This window comes from Streptomyces flavidovirens DSM 40150, from assembly GCF_000429085.1.
Taxonomy (GTDB): Bacteria; Actinomycetota; Actinomycetes; order Streptomycetales; family Streptomycetaceae; genus Streptomyces; species Streptomyces flavidovirens.
Map to the genome: position 1 here is coordinate 289,557 of NZ_AUBE01000005.1, position 19,230 is coordinate 308,786.

General features: G+C 70.4%; 18 protein-coding genes. 11 read left to right on the top strand and 7 right to left on the bottom strand.

Annotated elements, in window-relative coordinates; all coding sequences use genetic code 11:
- Positions 1-344 precede the first annotated feature (344 nt).
- Positions 345-1,142 carry an SDR family NAD(P)-dependent oxidoreductase gene (locus G412_RS0110485; protein ID WP_028812060.1) on the top strand — a complete coding sequence of 266 codons (798 nt, stop codon included), beginning with the start codon at positions 345-347 and terminating at the stop codon, positions 1,140-1,142.
- A 17-nt stretch (positions 1,143-1,159) separates the two neighbouring features.
- On the opposite strand, the gene G412_RS0110490 is transcribed toward G412_RS0110485, so the two are convergent.
- The 3 genes from G412_RS0110490 to G412_RS0110500 all read right to left on the bottom strand — a co-directional run bounded on the left by G412_RS0110490 (position 1,160) and on the right by G412_RS0110500 (position 4,494).
- On the bottom strand, positions 1,160-2,050 hold the full coding sequence (locus tag G412_RS0110490; protein WP_028812061.1) for an SDR family oxidoreductase: 891 nt from the start codon (positions 2,048-2,050) through the stop codon (positions 1,160-1,162).
- Positions 2,051-2,184: 134 nt separating this feature from the next.
- Complete coding sequence (locus G412_RS0110495) at positions 2,185-3,327, bottom strand: glycoside hydrolase family 12 protein (protein ID WP_028812062.1); 1,143 nt, start codon at positions 3,325-3,327, stop codon at positions 2,185-2,187.
- A gap of 141 nt (positions 3,328-3,468) precedes the next feature.
- Positions 3,469-4,494, bottom strand: a complete 1,026-nt coding sequence (locus G412_RS0110500) for a LacI family DNA-binding transcriptional regulator (protein WP_028812063.1) — start codon at positions 4,492-4,494, stop codon at positions 3,469-3,471.
- Between the two features lie 195 nt (positions 4,495-4,689).
- Between G412_RS0110500 and G412_RS0110505 the strand changes: the two genes are divergently transcribed.
- The 3 genes from G412_RS0110505 to G412_RS0110515 all read left to right on the top strand — a co-directional run bounded on the left by G412_RS0110505 (position 4,690) and on the right by G412_RS0110515 (position 9,911).
- On the top strand, positions 4,690-5,901 hold the full coding sequence (locus G412_RS0110505; protein WP_028812064.1) for a glycosyltransferase: 1,212 nt from the start codon (positions 4,690-4,692) through the stop codon (positions 5,899-5,901).
- Between the two features lie 68 nt (positions 5,902-5,969).
- Entirely contained in the window at positions 5,970-7,610 is a 1,641-nt protein-coding gene (gene pgm, locus G412_RS0110510; protein ID WP_028812065.1) for a phosphoglucomutase (alpha-D-glucose-1,6-bisphosphate-dependent), read from the top strand.
- A 78-nt stretch (positions 7,611-7,688) separates the two neighbouring features.
- Positions 7,689-9,911 (top strand): NADP-dependent isocitrate dehydrogenase, encoded by a 2,223-nt coding sequence (locus G412_RS0110515; protein ID WP_028812066.1) that lies wholly within the window; start codon positions 7,689-7,691, stop codon positions 9,909-9,911.
- An 83-nt stretch (positions 9,912-9,994) separates the two neighbouring features.
- Here G412_RS0110515 and G412_RS0110520 read toward each other — a convergent pair whose 3' ends face one another.
- A complete protein-coding gene (locus G412_RS0110520) occupies positions 9,995-10,975 on the bottom strand; it encodes a TIGR03557 family F420-dependent LLM class oxidoreductase (RefSeq protein WP_028812067.1) in 981 nt (326 codons plus the stop codon).
- Positions 10,976-11,273: 298 nt separating this feature from the next.
- Between G412_RS0110520 and G412_RS0110525 the strand changes: the two genes are divergently transcribed.
- Together G412_RS0110525 and G412_RS0110530 are read left to right on the top strand one after the other, a co-directional pair.
- Positions 11,274-11,690: a CBS domain-containing protein gene (locus G412_RS0110525; RefSeq protein ID WP_028812068.1), complete on the top strand. Its 417-nt coding sequence runs from the start codon at positions 11,274-11,276 to the stop codon at positions 11,688-11,690.
- Positions 11,691-11,766: 76 nt separating this feature from the next.
- Entirely contained in the window at positions 11,767-12,591 is an 825-nt protein-coding gene (locus tag G412_RS0110530; protein ID WP_028812069.1) for a PhzF family phenazine biosynthesis protein, read from the top strand.
- A gap of 128 nt (positions 12,592-12,719) precedes the next feature.
- Here G412_RS0110530 and G412_RS0110535 read toward each other — a convergent pair whose 3' ends face one another.
- Positions 12,720-13,283, bottom strand: a complete 564-nt coding sequence (locus tag G412_RS0110535; RefSeq protein ID WP_028812070.1) for a hemerythrin domain-containing protein — start codon at positions 13,281-13,283, stop codon at positions 12,720-12,722.
- Between the two features lie 127 nt (positions 13,284-13,410).
- On the opposite strand from G412_RS0110535, the gene G412_RS0110540 reads away from it, so the two are divergent.
- Positions 13,411-13,941: a hypothetical protein gene (locus G412_RS0110540; RefSeq protein ID WP_028812071.1), complete on the top strand. Its 531-nt coding sequence runs from the start codon at positions 13,411-13,413 to the stop codon at positions 13,939-13,941.
- 53 nt (positions 13,942-13,994) lie between these two features.
- Here G412_RS0110540 and G412_RS0110545 read toward each other — a convergent pair whose 3' ends face one another.
- Both G412_RS0110545 and G412_RS0110550 read right to left on the bottom strand, forming a co-directional pair.
- Positions 13,995-14,180 (bottom strand): DUF2795 domain-containing protein, encoded by a 186-nt coding sequence (locus tag G412_RS0110545; RefSeq protein WP_028812072.1) that lies wholly within the window; start codon positions 14,178-14,180, stop codon positions 13,995-13,997.
- A gap of 84 nt (positions 14,181-14,264) precedes the next feature.
- Positions 14,265-14,711, bottom strand: a complete 447-nt coding sequence (locus G412_RS0110550; protein WP_028812073.1) for a DUF6098 family protein — start codon at positions 14,709-14,711, stop codon at positions 14,265-14,267.
- A gap of 86 nt (positions 14,712-14,797) precedes the next feature.
- Here G412_RS0110550 and G412_RS0110555 point away from each other — a divergent pair, with 86 nt between their 5' ends.
- The 4 genes from G412_RS0110555 (at position 14,798) to G412_RS0110570 (ending at position 19,016) form a co-directional block, all read left to right on the top strand.
- Positions 14,798-15,103 carry a hypothetical protein gene (locus G412_RS0110555; protein WP_028812074.1) on the top strand — a complete coding sequence of 102 codons (306 nt, stop codon included), beginning with the start codon at positions 14,798-14,800 and terminating at the stop codon, positions 15,101-15,103.
- Between the two features lie 128 nt (positions 15,104-15,231).
- Positions 15,232-16,194 carry an NAD-dependent epimerase/dehydratase family protein gene (locus G412_RS0110560; RefSeq protein ID WP_028812075.1) on the top strand — a complete coding sequence of 321 codons (963 nt, stop codon included), beginning with the start codon at positions 15,232-15,234 and terminating at the stop codon, positions 16,192-16,194.
- 78 nt (positions 16,195-16,272) lie between these two features.
- Positions 16,273-17,946 (top strand): carbamoyltransferase family protein, encoded by a 1,674-nt coding sequence (locus G412_RS0110565; protein ID WP_028812076.1) that lies wholly within the window; start codon positions 16,273-16,275, stop codon positions 17,944-17,946.
- Complete coding sequence (locus G412_RS0110570) at positions 17,943-19,016, top strand: glycosyltransferase family 2 protein (protein ID WP_028812077.1); 1,074 nt, start codon at positions 17,943-17,945, stop codon at positions 19,014-19,016. Before G412_RS0110565 ends, G412_RS0110570 begins: the two co-directional genes overlap by 4 nt.
- Positions 19,017-19,230 lie beyond the last annotated feature (214 nt).

Below are 19,230 nucleotides of genomic sequence, written 5' to 3' on the forward strand. Positions count from 1 at the left end.
GTCCGTGGGCGGCAAAGCCAACTTTCTTCCTCTGGAAGGAAACTGACGCCGAACGAACTACCACATTCCGTTGCCGACGTGACTCGCATCACGGGGCGGCGACCGCGCAACGACCTTTCAGGCAAACCGCCCACAGCGGTCATTCCTGGCCGGAAGTGCGCATCACGGGTCGACTTGAGGGTGATTTTCCCCAATCTTCCGCCTGTCAAGGGGGGTTGGCCCGTAGCTCGACGTATCGCGGGAGTGGTGGCGGGACCGCACCGGGGCTGCCGGGCGGTCGCCCACCGCACAAGACAAACAGGGACATGTTGATACATCGCGGCTTGCGCGGGTACTCGCCGCTCATGAACGAAACCAGGCCTCTGGCCGTCGTTACCGGTGCCTCCAGCGGAATCGGTTTCGAGCTGGCCAAGCAATTCGCCGAAAATGGATTCGACCTTGTGCTGTCCGCCGAAAACTCCGGTCTTGGTATTGCCGCGGACGAAGTGCGGGCTCATGGAGCCGACGTGCACATGGTGAAGGCCGACCTGGCCACACCGGAAGGCGCCGAACGACTGCTCGGCGCCATCGCGGCGACCGGGCGCCCCGTTGCCGCCGCCGCGCTCAACGCCGGCGTGGGACAGGGCGGGGCCTTCCTCGACACGGACCTCGCCGACGAGGTGCGCGTCATCGACCTCAACATCACGTCCACCGTGCGGCTGGCGAAGGGCCTGCTGCCGGACATGGTCGCTCGTGACGAGGGACGGCTCCTGTTCACGTCCTCCATCGCCGCGACCGTGCCGGGCTCCTTCCAGGCCGTGTACAACGCCACCAAGTCCTTCGTCCAGTCGTTCGCACAGGCGTTGCAGAACGAACTCAAGGACACCGGGGTGACGGTCACATCCGTCATGCCCGGCCCGACGGAGACGCACTTCTTCCACCGCGCCGGCATGGACGACACCCGGGTCGGGCGGCAGAAGAAGGACGACCCCGAGGACGTGGCCCGGCAGGGCTTCGAGGCGCTGATGGCGGGCCGGAAGAAGATCGTGGCCGGTTCCGTGAAGACCAAGGCGCAGGGGCTCGTGAGCAAGATCGTCCCTGACAGCGTCAAGGCGGCCGCGCACCGGAAAATGGCAGAACCCCGATCCGGTGAATCGAAGTGAGCCCCGTGCGCGTCGCTTTACGGAAGTGGCGTGCCGCCGGTGGCGTTGACGATCTCGGCCGTGATGTAGCTCGCCCGCGGGGAAGCGAGGAATACATACGCCGGGGCCATTTCGGCCGGCTGGGCGGGCCGCCCCAGAGGAGACTGCTTTCCGAACTCCGTGGTGTCCGGCATGGTCGCCGGAATCAGCGGCGTCCACACCGGGCCGGGAGCGACCGCGTTGACGCGGATTCCGCTGGACGCGACCATTTGCGCAAGCCCCTGAGTGAAGGCCACGATGGCCGATTTCGTCATGGCGTAGTCGAGCAGATGCGGGCTGGGCTTGTACGCCTGAACGGAAGTCGAGTTGATGACACATCCCCCCTCGGGAATGTGGGGGAGAGCCATTTTCGACAGCCAGAACATGCCGTAGAGATTGGTCTTCATCACCCGGTCGAATTGCTCGGTCGTGATGGCGCCGATGCCGTCCGGCTGGGACATCTGATACGCGGCGTTGTTCACCAGAATGTTGATGCGGCCGAATTCCGCGACAGCGCGCTCAATGAGCGCCCGGCACTGCTCCTCGTCCCGGATGTCACAGCTCACCGCGACAGCCTTGCGGCCCGCCTCTTCGACGAGTCGTGAGGTCTCCGCGGCCTCTTTCTCCTCCTCCGGCAGGTGAGTCAGCAGTACGTCGGCGCCCTCACGCGCGAAGGCCAGACACACCGCCCGGCCGATTCCCGAGTCGCCTCCGGTCACCACTGCGGCGAGGCCCTTCAACAGCCCGCTTCCCCGATAGGAGTCCTCGCCGTGATCCGGCGGCGGGTCCATCGGGCCCGTCCAGCCGGGGTGCGCCTGTTCCTGGTCAGGGAGCTTTGGCTGGGGGTGCTTGGTGACGGGGTTCTCCACCTCGCGGCTCTCGTCCTTCATGCCGGCCTCCTGTTTGGTTGGGTTTGACCACACTTGCGTTCCCCCGAGCCGAGCACTCGAATCGCCCCCCGGCGCACTGGCCTCCTGCACCGTCCGGCCGGGCGCCGTACCGGCCGGACGGTGCAGGCCCGTTTCTAGGCCACCGCGCACGCGGTCCCATTGAGGCTGAACTGCGTCGGCTTGGCGAAGGTGCCCGCGTACGTCCCCTGGAAACCGAAGGACTGGCTGCCGTTGGCCGCGATCTGGGCGTTGGAGGCGGTGTTCGTCGCGGTCACCGTCCCGGACGACGGGTTGATGACGGCGTTCCAGGCGTGGGTGACGCGCTGGCCGGCGGGAAGGCCGAAGACCACCCTCCATCCGTTGACGGGTGTCGCGCTCGCGTTGGTGACCGTCACATGGGCGGTGAAGCCGCCCGGCCAGGAGTTCGTGGCGTACGTGACACGGCAGGCGGCCGGGGTTCCGGGATCACCCGGACCCGGACCGCCGCCGTCGCCGTTGACGGTGGAGGAGAAGGACTCCACCTTCAGGCCGGCCCCGTTCTCCCAGGGTTCGAAGCCGGCCTGCACGCTGGTGACGTACCACGACTCCTGTGCCAGCCCGCGCGCCACGGCCTGGTCGACGAAGTCCATGACGTCGAAGCTCCAGCTCGCGATCGCCGAGGGCGCCACAAAGGAGATCACGTCATTGCGGCCGTTGTTGCCGGTCCAGACCTCCCAGCCGCGGCCGGCCACCGTGGCCGTGCCGGTCTTCGAGCCGATCGGATTGACGGGGCCCACCCGGTTGAACCAGATCATGATCTCGGTCTGGCTCACGCCGTCCGTCCTGGGCGTCGGGTCGAGCCAGATGTCGTAGGACGCGTTGTAGACGGCGTTGCTGACGTACCCGTAGGAGATGCTGCTCGGCGCGCTGCTGATCGAGTTCACCCGCTTCGGCAGGCTGGTGCCGGGGGAGCAGTTCGTGTAGTGGCAGCCGTTGTAGACGGAGGGGTACGACTTGGGCGCCCCGTTCGTCGGTACGGATCCGTCGGCGCGCGTGAGCTCGAAGCCGGTCGCGGTCGCGTTGACACACTGCGTGGCGCCGGTGCCCCAGCGGTTGTTCTGGACCACGTAGCGGCCCTGGATGGTGGTGGTACCGAACTGATCGCATATCAGGGTGTCGGCCTCTGCGGGTGCTGCCGTCGTCACGAGAGCGGCCAGTGACGCCAGGGCCACCAGCATCGTCATGACGGCGGTGCGGACGGAGCGGACGGAGCGGACACAGCGGGGTAGCGGTCTCATGTGGCTCCTTCGGTGAGAAGCATGCGGGGAGGTGCGATGGGAGCGCTCCCAGTATTCCGAGAGGTAAGAGGGGCGACAAGTGTCCTGACGCACAAGGGAGTTGGATGTGGACCCGTACCGGAACGGCGCATGCGACGCGCGTCAGGCAGAGGCGCGCCGCACCAGCTCGGTACGCAGGATGACGTGACGACAGGCCGCACCGCGGTCGTCGATGTCCTCCAGCAGTACGCGTGCCATCGCGCGGCCCATCTCCTCCACCGGCTGCCGGACCGTGGTGAGCTGCGGATCGGTGTGCTGGGCGAGCGGAGAGTCGTCGAAACCCACGAGGGCCACATCCTCGGGCACCCGGCGGCCTGCCGCCCGCAGGGTGTACAGGGCGCCCGCCGCCATGATGTCCGACGCGGCGAACACCGCGTCCAGCCCCGGATGGCGCTCCAGCAGCTCGGCCATCGCCCGGCGCCCGCTCTCCTCGGTGAAGTCGCCCTGCGCGATCCACGACGCCTCCACCTCACCGAAGGTGTTTCGCATCGCGTCCTCGTAGCCGCGCAGCCGGCACTGCGCGACGTACATGTCCGGCGGGCCGGTCACCGTGGCGATGGCGCGCCGCCCCGCGTCGAGCAGGTAGCGGACCGCCGACCGGGCGCCGCCGACGTTGTCGGAGTCGACGTACGACACCGGCTCGTCGCTGGAGCGCCGGTCACTGAGGACGGTCGGCAGTTCCAGCTCGGCGAGCAGGTCGGGGAGCGGATCACTGCCGTGTACGGACACGAGCAGCACCCCGTCCACCCGGCCGGCGCGCGCGTACTGCACGAACCGCTGCCGTTCCTTCTCGCCGCGCACCAGCGTCAGCAGCAGCTGGATCTCGGTGTCGGCCAGTGCGGCGCCGACGGCGCGGACGATGTCGGAGAAGAACGGCTCCGCGAAGAACCGCCGCTCGGTCTCCGTGATCACCAGCGCCACCGCACCGGTGCGGCTGCCGGCCAGGGCGCGGGCGGCCTGATTGGGAACGTAACCGAGCTCGGCGATCGCCCGCTGGACCGTCAGCCGGGTCGTGGCCCGCACGCCGGGCGCGTTGTTGATGACACGGGAGACCGTGCCCCGCCCGACACCCGCGAACGCGGCGACTTCTTCGAGCGTGGGCGGGGCCGTACGTCCTCTCGCCACCATCGCGCGCGACCTCCAGACATGTCCGGTCCCCCCAGCGCCTGTTGGCACGAGGACAGGTCACATCGAATCACCGGAACGTCCCCCACCCCAACCCGTTGATCACATCGGTCGGTGCGTCACCGCACCGGCGTGGTGTACCAAAGAGGATGATTTGACCGGAAAGTGCTGTCGAGCGGGCGAACGGTGATCTCTGGCATGCGCGTCCTGTGTACTGCGATTCTCTCCCCGTCCCACACGCGTGAGGCCCTTCGCTTCGCGCGCCTGCTGTCCGGCGCGGGTCATGAAGTGCACGTCGCCACCGAGGAGCACCTGCTCGGTTTCTTCCTGGACCAGGGCGTCGCCGCCACGGCGTGCCTGCCGAACCTGTTCGGCGAGGCGATGACGGCCGGTGAGGAAACGCGGGACGCCGTGGGGCTCCTGCGGACCGGTGCGGCGTCCCCGGACGCGGCGGCGCTCGTACTGGCGGGTCCGCACCTGCTCGGTCAGATCGAGGCACTGGACGCGGCGGCCCGCGACTTCAAGCCTGATCTGCTGCTGCGTGACGCGATGGACCTCGGCGCCTGCCTCGTGGCCGAGAAACTGGGCATCCCGCAGGTGGCGATGGTGTCCGGCGCGAAGGGTTTCACCGACCCGGCGGCTCTGCTGCCGCACCTCAACCAGTGGCGTTCCACCGCCGGTCTGCCGCCGCAGGACGATCCGATGTCCCTGACGCCCCACGGGCACCTGGACTACCTGCCGCCCTCCTGCACCTTCGCTCCGCATCTGCCACCCGCGCACGCGTACCGTCAGCCGGCCTTCGCCGACCCCCGCGCGAAACTCCCCAGCTGGATGGTCGGCCTGCCCATTGACCGGCCACTCGTGTACGCCGGTACCGGCTGCGCACTGCCGCTCTTCGCGCCCTCGCCCGACGGGCAACAGCCACGGCCCGGGCAGCCGGACCCGGCGACCGTACTGCGGTCCATGACCGAGGGACTGTCGCGGCTGGACTGCACAGCCGTGGTGTCCACCAGCGGGGTGACCGTCGCCGGTCTCGATCCCGCGCCCCATGTGCATGTCGTCGACCACGTACCGCAACCGCTCCTGCTGGAAGCGGCCGACCTGTTCCTCGCCCACGGCGGATACACCGCCGTGCTGGAGTCGATCAGCACCGCGACCCCCATGGCGGTGCTGCCCCAGACGGCCGACCAGCCCATGAACGCCCGGCGCGTCACGGAGCTGGGCATCGGCGGCGAGATCACCGATCCCACCCCGTCCGGCATCGCGGCGACCTGCCGCCGCCTGCTCGACGACGGCTCGGTCCTGCGGCGAGTGAAGCAGGCCCGCCTGGCCTGTCTGGCTCTGCCCACCCTCGAAACAGCCGTGGATGACTTGGAAAGCCTGGTCAATCACCACGCGGCACCACAATGAAAGGCACGTGTGGTACCCACGGGTGACTGACGTCGACACCGGCACCAACGATCTGGAGGAGTGGGCAGATGACGCACGAACGAGCGGGACAGCAGGCCGGACCGGACGATCTCACCGATGTGGCCCGGCTGGTGACCGCGTACTACGCGCTGCACCCGGATCCACGGGAACCGGGCCAGCGGGTCGCGTTCGGAACGTCCGGGCACCGTGGATCGTCGCTGGCCACCGCGTTCAACGAGGACCACATCGCCGCGACCAGCCAGGCGATCTGCGAGTACCGCAGCCAACAGGGCGTCGACGGCCCGCTCTTCCTCGGAGCCGACACCCACGCCCTGTCCGAGCCGGCCCGCGTGACGGCCGTCGAGGTCTTCGCCGCCAACGACGTGACCGTGCTCATCGACACGGCCGACGGCTACACCCCCACCCCGGCGGTGTCCCATGCCATCCTCGCCCACAACCGCGGCCGCACCTCGGGCCTCGCCGACGGCGTGGTCGTCACCCCCTCCCACAATCCCCCCGCGGACGGCGGGTTCAAGTACAACCCGCCCAGCGGCGGCCCCGCCGGCTCGCAGGCGACCGGCTGGATCCAGGACCGCGCCAACGCGATCATCGCGGACGGCCTGAAGGACGTACGGCGCCTGCCCTACGCCCGCGCCCTCGCCGTGCCCACCACCGGGCGGTACGACTTCCTGGACAGGTACGTCACCGACCTGCCGTCCGTCCTCGACCTGGACGCCGTACGCGCCGCGGGCGTGCGCATCGGCGCCGACCCACTGGGCGGGGCGTCGGTCGCGTACTGGGGCCGCATCGCCGAGCAGCACCGTCTCGACCTGACCGTGATCAACCCGCGGACCGACCCCACCTGGCGCTTCATGACGCTGGACTGGGACGGCAAGATCCGCATGGACTGCTCGTCGCCCTACGCGATGGCCTCCCTGATCGAGGGGCGCGGCCGCTTCCAGATCGCCACGGGCAACGACGCCGACGCCGACCGGCACGGCATCGTCACGCCGGACGCCGGTCTGATGAACCCCAACCACTACCTCGCCACCGCCATCTCCTACCTCTACGCGCACCGCGACCAGTGGCCCGCCGACGCCGGCGTCGGCAAGACACTGGTGTCCTCCGGAATGATCGATCGGGTCGCCGCCGATCTCGGCCGCGAACTCGTCGAAGTACCGGTGGGCTTCAAGTGGTTCGTGGACGGACTGGCCGGCGGCTCGCTCGGCTTCGGCGGGGAGGAGTCGGCCGGAGCCTCCTTCCTGCGCCGCGACGGCTCGGTGTGGACCACCGACAAGGACGGCATCATCCTGGCCCTGCTCGCCTCCGAGATCCTCGCGGTCACCGGCAAGTCGCCGTCCGAGCACTACGCGGCGCTCACTGCCCGCTTCGGCGAGCCCGCCTACGCCCGCGTCGATGCCCCCGCGACCCGCGAGGAGAAGGCGGTACTGGCACGCCTCTCGCCCGAGCAGATCACCGCCGGCACCCTGGCGGGGGAGCCCGTCACCGCAGTCCTGACCGAGGCGCCCGGCAACGGCGCTCCCATCGGCGGCATCAAGGTCACCACCGACAACGCCTGGTTCGCCGCCCGCCCGTCGGGCACCGAGGACGTCTACAAGGTTTACGCCGAGTCCTTCCTCGGCCCGGACCACCTCGCCCGTGTCCAGGAGGAGGCCAAGGCCGTCGTATCGAAGGCGCTGGCGGGCTGACCGGCCCCTGTCGAGAGAGGTACGGTCTAGAGATATCTTGATGTCAAGCAATGTTGCAGACGTGGAGCGGAGCACCCGGTGACTGACTCGACCATCATCTACACACACACCGACGAGGCCCCGGCCCTGGCGACGTATTCGTTCTTGCCTGTGGTCGAGGCCTACGCCTCGACGGCCGGGGTCACGGTGGAGAGCCGCGACATCTCGCTCGCGGGGCGCATCATCGCCCTCTTCCCCGAGTACCTCCAGGACAACCAGCGCATCGAGGACGCCCTCGCCGAGCTCGGTGAGCTGGCCAAGACGCCCGGCGCGAACATCATCAAGCTTCCGAACATCTCGGCCTCGATCCCGCAGCTGAAGGCCGCGATCGCCGAGCTCCAGCAGCAGGGCTACGCGCTGCCGGACTACCCGGACGACCCGAAGACCGACGAGGACAAGGACGTCCGCGCGCGCTACGACAAGGTCAAGGGCAGCGCCGTCAATCCCGTGCTGCGCGAGGGCAATTCCGACCGCCGCGCCCCCGCGTCGGTCAAGAACTACGCCCGGAAGCACCCGCACCGCATGGGCGCCTGGACGGCCGATTCGAAGACGAACGTCGCCCACATGGACGCCGACGACTTCCGCTCCACCGAGAAGTCCGCGGTCATCGCCGAGCCGGGCTCGCTGCGCATCGAGCTCGTGGGGGACGACGGCACCACGACCGTCCTGCGTGAGTCGGTGCCCGTCCTGGCGGGCGAGGTCGTCGACGCGGCCGTCATGCGCGTCGCGGCGCTGCGCGAGTTCTTCGCGGCGCAGGTCGCCCGCGCCAAGGCCGAGGGCGTTCTCTTCTCGGTGCACCTGAAGGCCACGATGATGAAGGTCTCCGACCCGATCATCTTCGGCCACGTGGTGCGCGCCTTCTTCCCGAAGACGTTCGCGAAGTACGGCGAGGTGCTCGCCGCCGCCGGTCTGTCGCCCAACGACGGCCTCGGCGGCATCCTCAAGGGCCTGGACTCGGTGCCCCACCTCGGCGCCGAGATCAAGGCGTCCTTCGAGGCCGAGCTCGCCGAGGGCCCGGCCCTCGCGATGGTCGACTCCGACAAGGGCATCACCAACCTGCACGTACCGAGCGACGTCATCGTCGACGCCTCCATGCCGGCGATGATCCGCACATCCGGTCACATGTGGGGCCCGGACGGCCAGGAGGCCGACACCCTCGCGGTCCTCCCGGACAGCAGCTACGCCGGCATCTACCAGGTCGTCATCGACGACTGCCGCGCGAACGGCGCGTTCGACCCGTCCACAATGGGCTCGGTGCCGAACGTCGGCCTCATGGCCCAGAAGGCCGAGGAGTACGGCAGCCACGACAAGACCTTCGAGATCCTGGCCACCGGCACGGTCCGGGTCGTCGACGCGGCCGGCAACGCCGTACTGGAGCAGGCCGTCGGCGCCGGCGACATCTTCCGCATGTGCCAGACCAAGGACCTGCCGATCCAGGACTGGGTCAAGCTGGCCGTCACCCGCGCCCGCGCGACCGGCGTCCCGGCCGTCTTCTGGCTCGACGAGACCCGCGCGCACGACGCGCAGCTCATCGCGAAGGTCAGGACGTACCTCGCCGAGCACGACACCGAGGGCCTCCAGATCGAGATCATGTCGCCGGTCGAGGCGACCGCGTTCTCCCTGGAGCGCATCCGCCGCGGCGAGGACACCATCTCGGTCACCGGCAACGTCCTGCGTGACTACCTGACCGACCTGTTCCCGATCCTTGAGCTCGGTACGAGCGCGAAGATGCTCTCCATCGTCCCGCTCATGAACGGCGGCGGCCTGTTCGAGACCGGCGCCGGCGGCTCCGCGCCCAAGCACGTCCAGCAGCTCGTCAAGGAGAACTACCTGCGCTGGGACAGCCTGGGCGAGTTCCTCGCGCTCGCGGTGAGCTTCGAGCACCTCGCGCAGACGACGGACAACGCGCGCGCCCAGGTGCTCGCCGACACCCTCGACCGCGCGACCGCGACCTTCCTGGAGGAGGACAAGTCGCCGAGCCGTCGCGTCGGTGGCATCGACAACCGCGGCAGCCACTTCTACCTGTCGCTGTACTGGGCGCAGGAGCTGGCGAAGCAGACCGAGGACGCGCAGCTCGCGGAGGCCTTCGCAGGCCTCGCCAAGACGCTGGCCGAGCAGGAGCAGACCATCGTCGACGAGCTGATCGCGGTGCAGGGATCGCCGGCCGACATCGGTGGCTACTACCGGCCCGACGCGGCCAAGGCCGAAGCCGTGATGCGTCCGTCGAAGACGTTCAACCAGGCCATCGCGACGCTCGCCTGACGCGACAGCACCTGTCACGTCCTGCTTTGCCGTCCGCCCCGGCCCGCGTCACGCGGGCCGGGGCGGACCCGTTTCCACAGGCTTCAGGCGCGTGCGCCGCTCGGCTTCAACCGCGGGATGCGGCCCGCGAGTTCCCGCTGGTAGAAGTCGATGAAGCCGTCCGGATCGGGTCCCGCGTTCTGCATGACCAGCCGGTCGAAGCCCGCGTCGACGAACTGCTGCGCCACCTCGACGTACCGGGCCGGGTCCGCGCCGCACGCGAACTTCTCCAGGATGTCCTCCTCGCGCACCGTCGTGGTCGCCGCCTCGAAGTTGACCGGGTTGGGCAGCTCGCTCATGACCTTCCACCCGGTCACAGCCCAGCGTGACGTCTCCAGGACGGCCTTCGCGGCGGCGTGCTCGTCGGGCGCCCAGGCCATCGGAACCTCCACGTAGCGCGGGCCGCTGCCGCCCGCGTCGCGGTACTGCCGGACGATCTCCGGCTTGTCCTCGGTGGCGAACAGACCGTCACCGAGCTCCGCGGCGATCCGCGTCGACGCCGGGCCGCTCGCGGCCACCGCGATCAGCGGCAGTTCCTCGGGGAGGTCGAACACGCGGGCGTCCTCCAACCGCAGGTGCTTGCCGTCGTACGACTGGTAGCCGCCGCGCCACAGCAGCCGGATGATCTCCAGGGCCTCCCTCAGCATCTCGTGCCGCGTGGCTACGGTGTCGGGGAAGCCCACGCCGGTGACGTGCTCGTTGAGCCGCTCACCGGAGCCGACGCCCAGCACGAAGCGGCCGTCCGACAACAGGGCGAGGGTCGCCGCCGCCTGGGCGATGATCGCGGGGTGGTAGCGCACGGTCGGGCACGTCACGCCGGTCGCCAGCCCGATCCGCGAGGTCTTCGCCGCGATACTGCCCAGCACCGTCCACGCGAACGGGGAGTGGCCCTGGTTGTCGAGCCAGGGATGGTAGTGATCGCTGATCTCGACGAAGTCGAAGCCGGCCTCCTCCGCCAGCACCGCCTGCCGCACCAGCTCCGCCGGGCCGAACGCCTCGGCGGCAAGCTTGTATCCGATCTGCATGTACTCCTCTTTCCTCGCGTCCTCGCGTTTCCTTGCGCACCAACCGTTCGTCCGCGCAGAGGTACCCCTTCTGCCCGTGGCGCGCTTCGCCTTTCACCCGCTCGGCCCCCAGGGTCCGCCCGCCCGGTGCGCGGCCGCTGGTCCGAGCGCCGGGCCGGGCAATCGGATGACGCCGGTCCGGTGACGCCGTGGCGTGTTGGCCGCTGTCCGTGGGCGGGCGTAGGAAGGGTGAGGGAGCCGGTCCGGGGTGGCGAAGCCCCGGGCGGCTCCCTTCGCCACGAGGATGGGAAGACGACACGTGACAACTGCCAGAGAGATCATGACCCCCGGCACCGAGTGCATCGGAGCGGAGGAGACGGTGCTGGTCGCCGCCCGGAAGATGACGGAGCTGGGCGTGGGCGCCCTGCCGATCTGCGGGACCGACAACAAGCTCAAGGGCATGCTGACCGACCGCGACATCGTCGTGAAGGTCCTGGGGGCAGGCAAGGACCCCGCCACGACCACCGCAGGGGAACTCGCGCAGGGCGAGGCGGTGACGATCGGCGCCGACGACGACGCCGGCGAGATCCTGCGCACGATGACCTCGCACAAGGTCCGCCGGCTGCCCGTCATCGACGGCCACGACCTCGTCGGCATCGTGGCGCAGGCCGATGTGGCCCGGGCCCTGCCCGATCCGCAGGTGGGCGACCTGCTCGAAGCCCTTTCCACCGACTGACACAGCCTGCCAAAAAGGTCCACTCATCGCGGATTGGACTTGGTCGGGCTTCTATTGGCATCGCTACGGTTCGGGCATGCGTATCTACATCGTCGATGCCTTCACCGACCGTCCGTTCGCCGGGAACCCGGCGGGTGTGTGTCTCCTGCCCGCCGGGAAGTGGCCGGAAGACAGCTGGATGCAGCAGGTCGCTGCCGAACTGAACCACTCCGAGACCGCCTTCGCTCTCCCGCTGCCCGACACCGCCGAGGCCGACTGGGAGATCCGCTGGTTCGCCCCGCTCGTCGAGACCAATCTGTGCGGCCATGCCACATTGGCCACCGCACATGTGCTGCGCGCCGAGCGGGGACTCGTCGGTACCGTGCGCTTCAGCAGCCGGGAGAGCGGCGTCCTCCTCGCGCATGCCGACGACGAAGACAGCATCACGCTGGACTTCCCGGCCGCTCCGGGCACCGAAGTGCCCGTACCGCAAGGACTGGCCGAGGCGCTCGGGACCGAGCCCGAAGCCACCTTCCGTACCGGCGCGCTCGGTGATCTGCTGACCGTTCTGCGCGACGAGGCCGCCGTCCGCGCCGTGACGCCCGATCTGGACGCGGTGGCCGCCCTGACGCGCCGCGAGGGCCTGCGGGGCGTCATCATCACCGCCCCGGCCGGGGCAGACGCGGCGTACGACTTCGTCTCCCGCTTCTTCTCGCCGGCCGAGGGCATCCTTGAGGATCCCGTCACGGGCAGCGCCCACACCGCGCTCGCCCCGTACTGGTCCGGGCGGCTGGGCCGCGACGGACTCACCGGCCTGCAGGCATCGGCGCGCGGTGGACTGGTCCGCACGGCCGTGCGCGGCGACCGCGTTCACCTCACCGGGAACGCCGTCACGGTGCTGGACGGTGTCCTGCACTCCTAGGGCCGGTCCGGCGGATCGTGGACCGGAAAGGCCCGGGACCGGAACGGCCTGGGCCGGACGCGTCTTATGTCGCGTCCGGCCCGGGTGCGGCGCTCCGGTGAAGGCGCCGGTATGCGTCCTCAGAACGGTCAGGAACTCTTGCCCCGGCCGGACATCGCGTCGCGCATCCGGTCCACGAGTCCCATTCCGGGAGCCAGCAGCTTGTTGGCCGGCGGCTGGTCCGGGGCGGACGGGTGCGGACGGGTCGGCGCCATCTTCTTGGCCTGCCGGACCTTGTCACCCAGTTCGTTCAGCATCTCGGCGGAACAGGCTTCGCGCAGCCGGGGGAAGAGATTGTTCTCCTCGTCCAGGATGTGCGTTCTGATCTCCGTCATCAGCTTGCCCACGAGCATGTCGAACTGCGGGTCGTCCGCCTCGCAGCTCTCCATGTCCTTCATGGTCTGCTCGGCCTCGGCGTGGTCCTCCAGCTCCTTGTCCGCCAGCGCGTCGCCGCCCGGGATGTGCTGGCGGACCGCCGGGTAGAGGTACGCCTCCTCCGCCACCGAGTGCCGGACCAGTTCCATGGTGACCTGGTCCGCGTACACCTTCCGCTGGCTGTCGCCGACCGGAAGTTCCTCAATATTGGTGAACAGCTCCTCCACTTCCTGATGGTCAGTGGTCAATTCCGCGATGACGTCTCCGCCATGTCCCATGGTGTCGCTCCTCTGTGTGGTTGATGTGGCCCAGGACACTGTCCGTTCGTGACCCGCGCCATTTCCCCGCGGAAAGCCGGGGGGTAGCGTTCCGGACTTCTCCCCCATGAATTCGGACGGCCCGGACATGCCCGCAGATCTCTCCCCGCTGATAGCGGCGACCGCTCAGTGGCTGACCCGCGCCTACCCGCCGGGCGGCGGCGCGATGGACTCCGCCCTGTGCGAGGCGCAGGCGCGGCAGGCGGTGACCGTCGCGGCCTGGCTGTGCTATCCGACCCCCATGGACGCCGCCCTGGTCTCGGTGGCGGGGCCCGGCGGCTCTGCCCGGCTGGAATGGGTCTCCGGGGCCGACGGCGCGGCCACCGACGCCGGCCCGGACGCGTACGCCTGGCGTACCTGGGTCGACGAGGTCGTGGCGAGCTGGGCGGCATGCCTGCTCAGCGCCCCCGAACTGGCCGCGGCAGCGGTCACCGCGCTGGCGGACTCCCGGCACGCGGACAGCCCGCCGGTCGAGTTCCGGCGCCTGGTCGCGCCCGATGCACGGGACCGGCGGGCCGCCGCGCTCCTGCGGCACCCCGATCTCCTCGCGCCCGTGGCCGGGCTCCACCACGACCGGCTTCTCGACCGCCTGAAGCCCGGGCCGGCGCTGACCGCCTGAAACCCGGGCCGACGCGGACCGGCTGAGGGGAGCCGGCCCGGCTGGGGGCAGGATTACTTGCCGACTTCCTTGTTGATGGCCGCCGGGGAGTCGTACTCCTTTTCCGGCAGAGCCTTGAGCGCTTCCTTGATCTCCGGGCGGGCGCCGTTCTTCTCCGCCTTTTCGAGGATCTCCTTCTTGGAGGCGGGGTAACTCACGCCGCCGAGGGACTTCTGCATTTCGATCGGGTTCACGTTCATGGGCCGATATATGCCACGGCCGCCGCGCGCGGATACCTTCCGCCGACGCAGTCACCACGATGGAGCAAAGCGCGCGCCCGCCCGCTAGGCCTCGCGCCGCAGAGAGCCCCACACACCTTCCTGCCGGGCGACTTCGTCAGCGGCCTCCTCGATCACCCGTACGTCGATCCAGCCCACCGGCTCGACGTCCCCGACCAGCGGCTCGTTGTCGGGGCCCCGGCCCGTCTCCCGGCCGCGCAGCGCCCAGGGATGCACGTCCGGACCCTTCTCGCGCGGCAGATGCGAGTAGTCGTGCAGCCTGCGGGCCACCCACACCTTCACCGGCCGGTCCTGCCACCACGGCTCGACGTCCAGGGAGTTCGCGCTCAGACCCGGCATGGGGACACCCGTCAGATCGTCCCGGCTCGACACCGATTCCAGGTCCGCCGCGGGGCCGCGTGACCAGCGTACGTACAAATGATCATGGCGCTCGACGAGGACGGTCAAGTCGTCGAGCGTGCGCAGAACAGGCAGGTCGTCCGGGGTATTCATGCCAGTACTCACTCCTCGGCACGTGCACTTGGTCGTCCCTTGTGAACCGTAGGCATGCATGTGCGCAAAGGGGAAACCGGTAACCCATGGCACGCAGCAAGCGCTACGCGGTCGCCGCTTCCGGGCAGTGGGTGGACGACGAGGACGGCCGTCGGCTGCCCGCCGGTGAGGTCCACGCCTGGGAGCAGGGCATGAACCAGACCGTGTGCGGCCTGTCGCTCAGCCGCTCACAACTTGGGCGCTTCGCGCACATCGCCTGGTCCGACGTGCTGCCGGAGTCCGGAGGCGCCGCCGACCGCGTCCAGCGCGTGTGCCCGCGTTGCGCGTCCGTCGCCGGGCGGCGGGGCACCGATGCCCGCCCCGCGTGGCATCGCACGAACCCCCGGCCGTGAAGGAATCTCCGGCCGCCGAGGCTCCTCACTCTCCGTGAGTCACTCGGATGCTCTACATCACCGCGCCTCATGCCGCGCGGGGGCCGACTCTGATCGGAGGCTCACCCCTCGGGTCGGAGGAGATCGAAATGAACGCCGCTTTCTCACGGGACTGGGAACACGCCGTCGTCACCGGCGGTGCGGGCTTCGTCGGTTCGCACCTGTGCACCGCGCTGCTTGACGCGGGCGCCGCCGTCACCTGCGTCGACGACTTCAGCACCGGCCGGCCCGAGAACATATCAGCACTGCTCGACCGCCCCGGATTCACCCTGGTGCGGGCGAACGTCTCGCAGCCGTTCGACGTCGGACGGCCGCCCGATCTCGTACTGCACTTCGCCTCCCCGGCGTCCCCCGCCGACTACCTGCGGCTGCCGCTGCACACCATGGAGGTCGGCAGTCTCGGTACGCGCAACGCCCTGGCCCTCGCCCACGGCGCCGGAGCCCGCTTCCTGCTCGCCTCCACCTCCGAGGTCTACGGCGACCCCCAGCAGCACCCGCAGAACGAGCGGTACTGGGGCAACGTCAACCCGGTCGGTCCGCGCAGCGTGTACGACGAGGCGAAGCGCTTCGGTGAGGCGCTGACCACCGCGGAGGCCGACGCCCAGGGCACCGACACCGGCATCGTGCGGCTCTTCAACACCTACGGGCCCCGCATGCGCGGCTACGACGGCCGCGCCGTACCGACCTTCATCCGCCAGGCCCTCGCCGGCGAGCCGCTCACCGTCACCGGCGACGGGCTCCAGACCCGGTCGCTGTGTTACGTCGACGACACCGTGCGCGGCATTCTCGCGGCGGCGGCCCACGGCATGCGCGGTCCCGTCAACATCGGCAACCCCACCGAGATCACCATGCTCGAACTGGCGCGGCTCGTCATCGAGCTCACCGGATCCAGCTCCGAGATCTGCTTCATCGAACGGCCGACGGACGACCCCGCCGTGCGCTGCCCGGACATCACGCTGGCCCGCGACAAGCTCGAATGGGAGCCGCGCGTGCCCGCCGAAGAAGGCCTGCGACGCACCATCGCCTGGTATCGCGCCCACATGGACAGCTGATCCGGCCGAACGCCCTCCCGCCCGCGCCCCTGGCGCGACCCGGCTTCGCCCCGATTCGCCGAAAGGCCTGGGACCCCCATGCGCATCCTCGGAATCAACGCTCTCTTCCACGACCCCGCAGCCGCCCTCGTCATCGACGGCCGGACCGTCGCCGCGGCGGAGGAGGAGCGGTTCTCGCGGCGCAAGCACGGCAAGCGGCCGGTGCCCTTCTCCGCCTGGGAACTGCCGGAGAAAGCCGCCGCCTGGTGCCTGAAGCGCGCGAACCTGCGCCCGCAGGACCTCGACGCGGTGGCCTACTCCTTCGACCCGGAACTCGCCAGGGCCGCCGAGGCCATGGGCCTGGACGACCCCTGGGACCACCTGCGGCTGACGTACGCCCGGCAGGCCCCCGCGTTCCTCAAGGCCGCCCTGCCGGGCCTCGACCCCGGCATCGTCCGGTTCGTACCGCACCACATGGCACACGCCGCGTCGAGCGCGTTCGCCGCCTCGGACGCCGAGACGTCGTCGGTACTGGTCCTCGACGGCCGGGGGGAACGCGCCTCGCACCTCGCCGCCCGCCGGATCCAGGGCCGCCTGGAGGCGTACCACGCACAAGACCTGCCGCACTCGCTGGGACTGGTCTACGAGGAGCTCACCGAGCACCTCGGATTCCTGCGCTCCTCCGACGAGTTCAAGGTCATGGCGCTCGCCTCGCACGGCACACCGCGCATGCTGCCCGAGCTGCGCCGCCACGTGTATCCCACCGGCGACGGCGGCTTCCACGCCACGGCGGTGCCCTGGCACGAACTGTGCGCGCCGCGCGGCCCGGACGAACCGTGGACCCAGGACCACGCGGACGTCGCGGCCAGCGCCCAGGCCGTCCTGGAGGAGACCCTGCTCGACCTCGTGCGCTGGCTGCACGGCAAGACGCACGACAGCGTCCTGACCCTCGCCGGAGGCGTCGCGCTCAACTGCGTCGCCAACTCCCGGATCGCCCGCGAAGGCCCCTTCTCCCGCGTGTGGGTACAGCCCGCCGCCGGTGACGCGGGGACCGCGCTGGGCAGCGCCCTGCTGCTCGCCGCCGACGGAGGGGACGAGCCGGAGCCCATGGCAGGCGCGGACCTCGGCCGCGACTGGTCGGACGCGGAGCTCGGAGCCTGGCTGAAGACGGCGGCCGTGCCGTTCGACCGGCCGGCGGACATCGCCGCGACCGTGGCCCGGGCGCTGGCGGACAACGCCATCGTGGCCTGGTTCCAGGGCCGCTCGGAGTACGGACCCAGGGCGCTCGGCCACCGCTCGCTGCTGGCCCACCCCGGCCACGCGGGCAATCTGGAACGGCTCAACGACGTCAAGGGCCGCGAGCAGTTCCGGCCGGTCGCGCCCATGGTGCTGGCCGACCGGGCCCCCGAGATCTTCGACGGCCCGATGCCGAGCCCGTACATGCTGTTCGTCCACGACGTGGCCGAGGAGTGGCGCGGCCGCATCCCGGCCGTCGTGCACGTCGACGGCACCGCCCGCATCCAGACCGTGGACCCGGCGACCGAGCCGCTGGTGGCCCGGATGCTCAGCGAGTTCGAGCGGCTCACGGGTCTGCCCGTGGTGGTCAACACCAGCCTCAACACGGCGGGCAGGCCCATGGTCGACGACCCGCGCGACGCACTGGAGTGCTTCGGCTCCTCACCCGTGGACCTGCTGGCGATCGGCCCCTACGCGATCCGGCGCGGTGAGTTCTTCCACTCGTCGGACACGTACAACGACGGGGCGACGCGATGACTCCCTACGAAGAGGAGACGGTGGCCCCCGCGTACGCCGTGGTGATTCCGACGCTCGGACGCCGCAGCCTGAACGCGTGCCTGCGGGCCCTGGCCGACGCCACCGGGCCGAAGCCGGCCCAGGTGGTCCTCGTCGACGACCGGCGCGAGCCCGGCGGCGTACCCCTGCCGGTCGACATCCCGCAGGCCCTGCGGTCCGTCACCACCGTGGTGGCCGGCCGGGCGCGGGGGCCGGCCGCGGCGCGCAACAGGGGCTGGCGGGAAGCCGGGCCCGTGCCGTGGGCCGTCTTCCTGGACGACGACGTCGTGCCGGGCCCGACCTGGGCCGAGGACCTCGCCAGGGACCTGGCGGCGGCGACGTACCGGACCGCCGCCGTCACCGCGCGCATCACCGTGCCGCTGCCGGCCGACCGGCGGCCCACGGACTGGGAACGCAACACCGCCGGGCTGGCCACCGCGCGGTGGATCACCGCCGACATGGCCTACCGCCGGGAAGCACTCGAAGCCGTCGGCGGCTTCGACGAACGCTTCCGGCGGGCCTTCCGCGAGGACGCGGACCTCGCGCTGCGGGTGCTGGCGGCGGGCTGGACGGTGGACGCCGGACAGCGCAACACGGTCCATCCCGTCCGCCCGGCCGACCGCATGATCTCCGTACGCCTCCAGCGGGGCAACGCGGACGACGTGCTGATGAACCGGCGGCACGGCCGCGACTGGTGGACCCGCTCCGACGCGCCACGCGGGCGCCTGCCCCGCCACCTCCTGGTGACCGGCTCCGCGCTGACGGCCCTGTCCTGCGCCGTCGCCGGCCGGCGCGGCGCGGCCGCGGTGTGCGCCGCCGGATGGCTGGCCGGTACGGCCGAATTCGCCTGGGCGCGGATCGCACCCGGCCCGCGAACCCCGGACGAGGTCGCCACGATGGTTCTCACCAGCGTGCTCATCCCGCCCGCCGCCACGTGGCACTGGCTGCGCGGCCACGCCAAGTACCACCGGGCCCTCCCGCTCGGCCCGCACGAGGCCGCGGCCCCGCCGCGCGCCCCGCACGAGCCGGTCCAGGTACGGGTGCGCCCATGACCTGCCACCCCGGGCCCCGGCCGACGGCGGCCGCGCCGGCATCCGCGAGCGGCCCCTGGCTGTTCGAGTGCCTCCCGAACGGCCGCGCCGGGCTGTCCGGGCACACCTCCGGGCACACATCCGGGCACACCGACGGGCCACCGGCCGGGGGCGCCCCCGTGGCTCCTGGCTCGCACGCTCCTCGTGACGGGCGCCCGGACAGGGGCCCAGTTGC

What these genes read in the sequence shown, in the direction of transcription:
- pgm (WP_028812065.1), top strand. Translation starts at nt 5,970, where the DNA reads ATGACGCACGAACGAGCGGGACAGCAGGCCGGACCGGACGATCTCACC.
- G412_RS0110530 (WP_028812069.1), top strand. Translation starts at nt 11,767, where the DNA reads ATGCGTATCTACATCGTCGATGCCTTCACCGACCGTCCGTTCGCCGGG.
- G412_RS0110500 (WP_028812063.1), bottom strand. Translation starts at nt 4,494, where the DNA reads ATGGTGGCGAGAGGACGTACGGCCCCGCCCACGCTCGAAGAAGTCGCC.
- G412_RS0110520 (WP_028812067.1), bottom strand. Translation starts at nt 10,975, where the DNA reads ATGCAGATCGGATACAAGCTTGCCGCCGAGGCGTTCGGCCCGGCGGAG.
- G412_RS0110570 (WP_028812077.1), top strand. Translation starts at nt 17,943, where the DNA reads ATGACTCCCTACGAAGAGGAGACGGTGGCCCCCGCGTACGCCGTGGTG.
- G412_RS0110565 (WP_028812076.1), top strand. Translation starts at nt 16,273, where the DNA reads ATGCGCATCCTCGGAATCAACGCTCTCTTCCACGACCCCGCAGCCGCC.
- G412_RS0110540 (WP_028812071.1), top strand. Translation starts at nt 13,411, where the DNA reads ATGCCCGCAGATCTCTCCCCGCTGATAGCGGCGACCGCTCAGTGGCTG.
- G412_RS0110545 (WP_028812072.1), bottom strand. Translation starts at nt 14,180, where the DNA reads ATGAACGTGAACCCGATCGAAATGCAGAAGTCCCTCGGCGGCGTGAGT.
- G412_RS0110535 (WP_028812070.1), bottom strand. Translation starts at nt 13,283, where the DNA reads ATGGGACATGGCGGAGACGTCATCGCGGAATTGACCACTGACCATCAG.
- G412_RS0110560 (WP_028812075.1), top strand. Translation starts at nt 15,232, where the DNA reads ATGAACGCCGCTTTCTCACGGGACTGGGAACACGCCGTCGTCACCGGC.
- G412_RS0110490 (WP_028812061.1), bottom strand. Translation starts at nt 2,050, where the DNA reads ATGAAGGACGAGAGCCGCGAGGTGGAGAACCCCGTCACCAAGCACCCC.
- G412_RS0110505 (WP_028812064.1), top strand. Translation starts at nt 4,690, where the DNA reads ATGCGCGTCCTGTGTACTGCGATTCTCTCCCCGTCCCACACGCGTGAG.
- G412_RS0110485 (WP_028812060.1), top strand. Translation starts at nt 345, where the DNA reads ATGAACGAAACCAGGCCTCTGGCCGTCGTTACCGGTGCCTCCAGCGGA.
- G412_RS0110555 (WP_028812074.1), top strand. Translation starts at nt 14,798, where the DNA reads ATGGCACGCAGCAAGCGCTACGCGGTCGCCGCTTCCGGGCAGTGGGTG.
- G412_RS0110550 (WP_028812073.1), bottom strand. Translation starts at nt 14,711, where the DNA reads ATGAATACCCCGGACGACCTGCCTGTTCTGCGCACGCTCGACGACTTG.
- G412_RS0110495 (WP_028812062.1), bottom strand. Translation starts at nt 3,327, where the DNA reads ATGAGACCGCTACCCCGCTGTGTCCGCTCCGTCCGCTCCGTCCGCACC.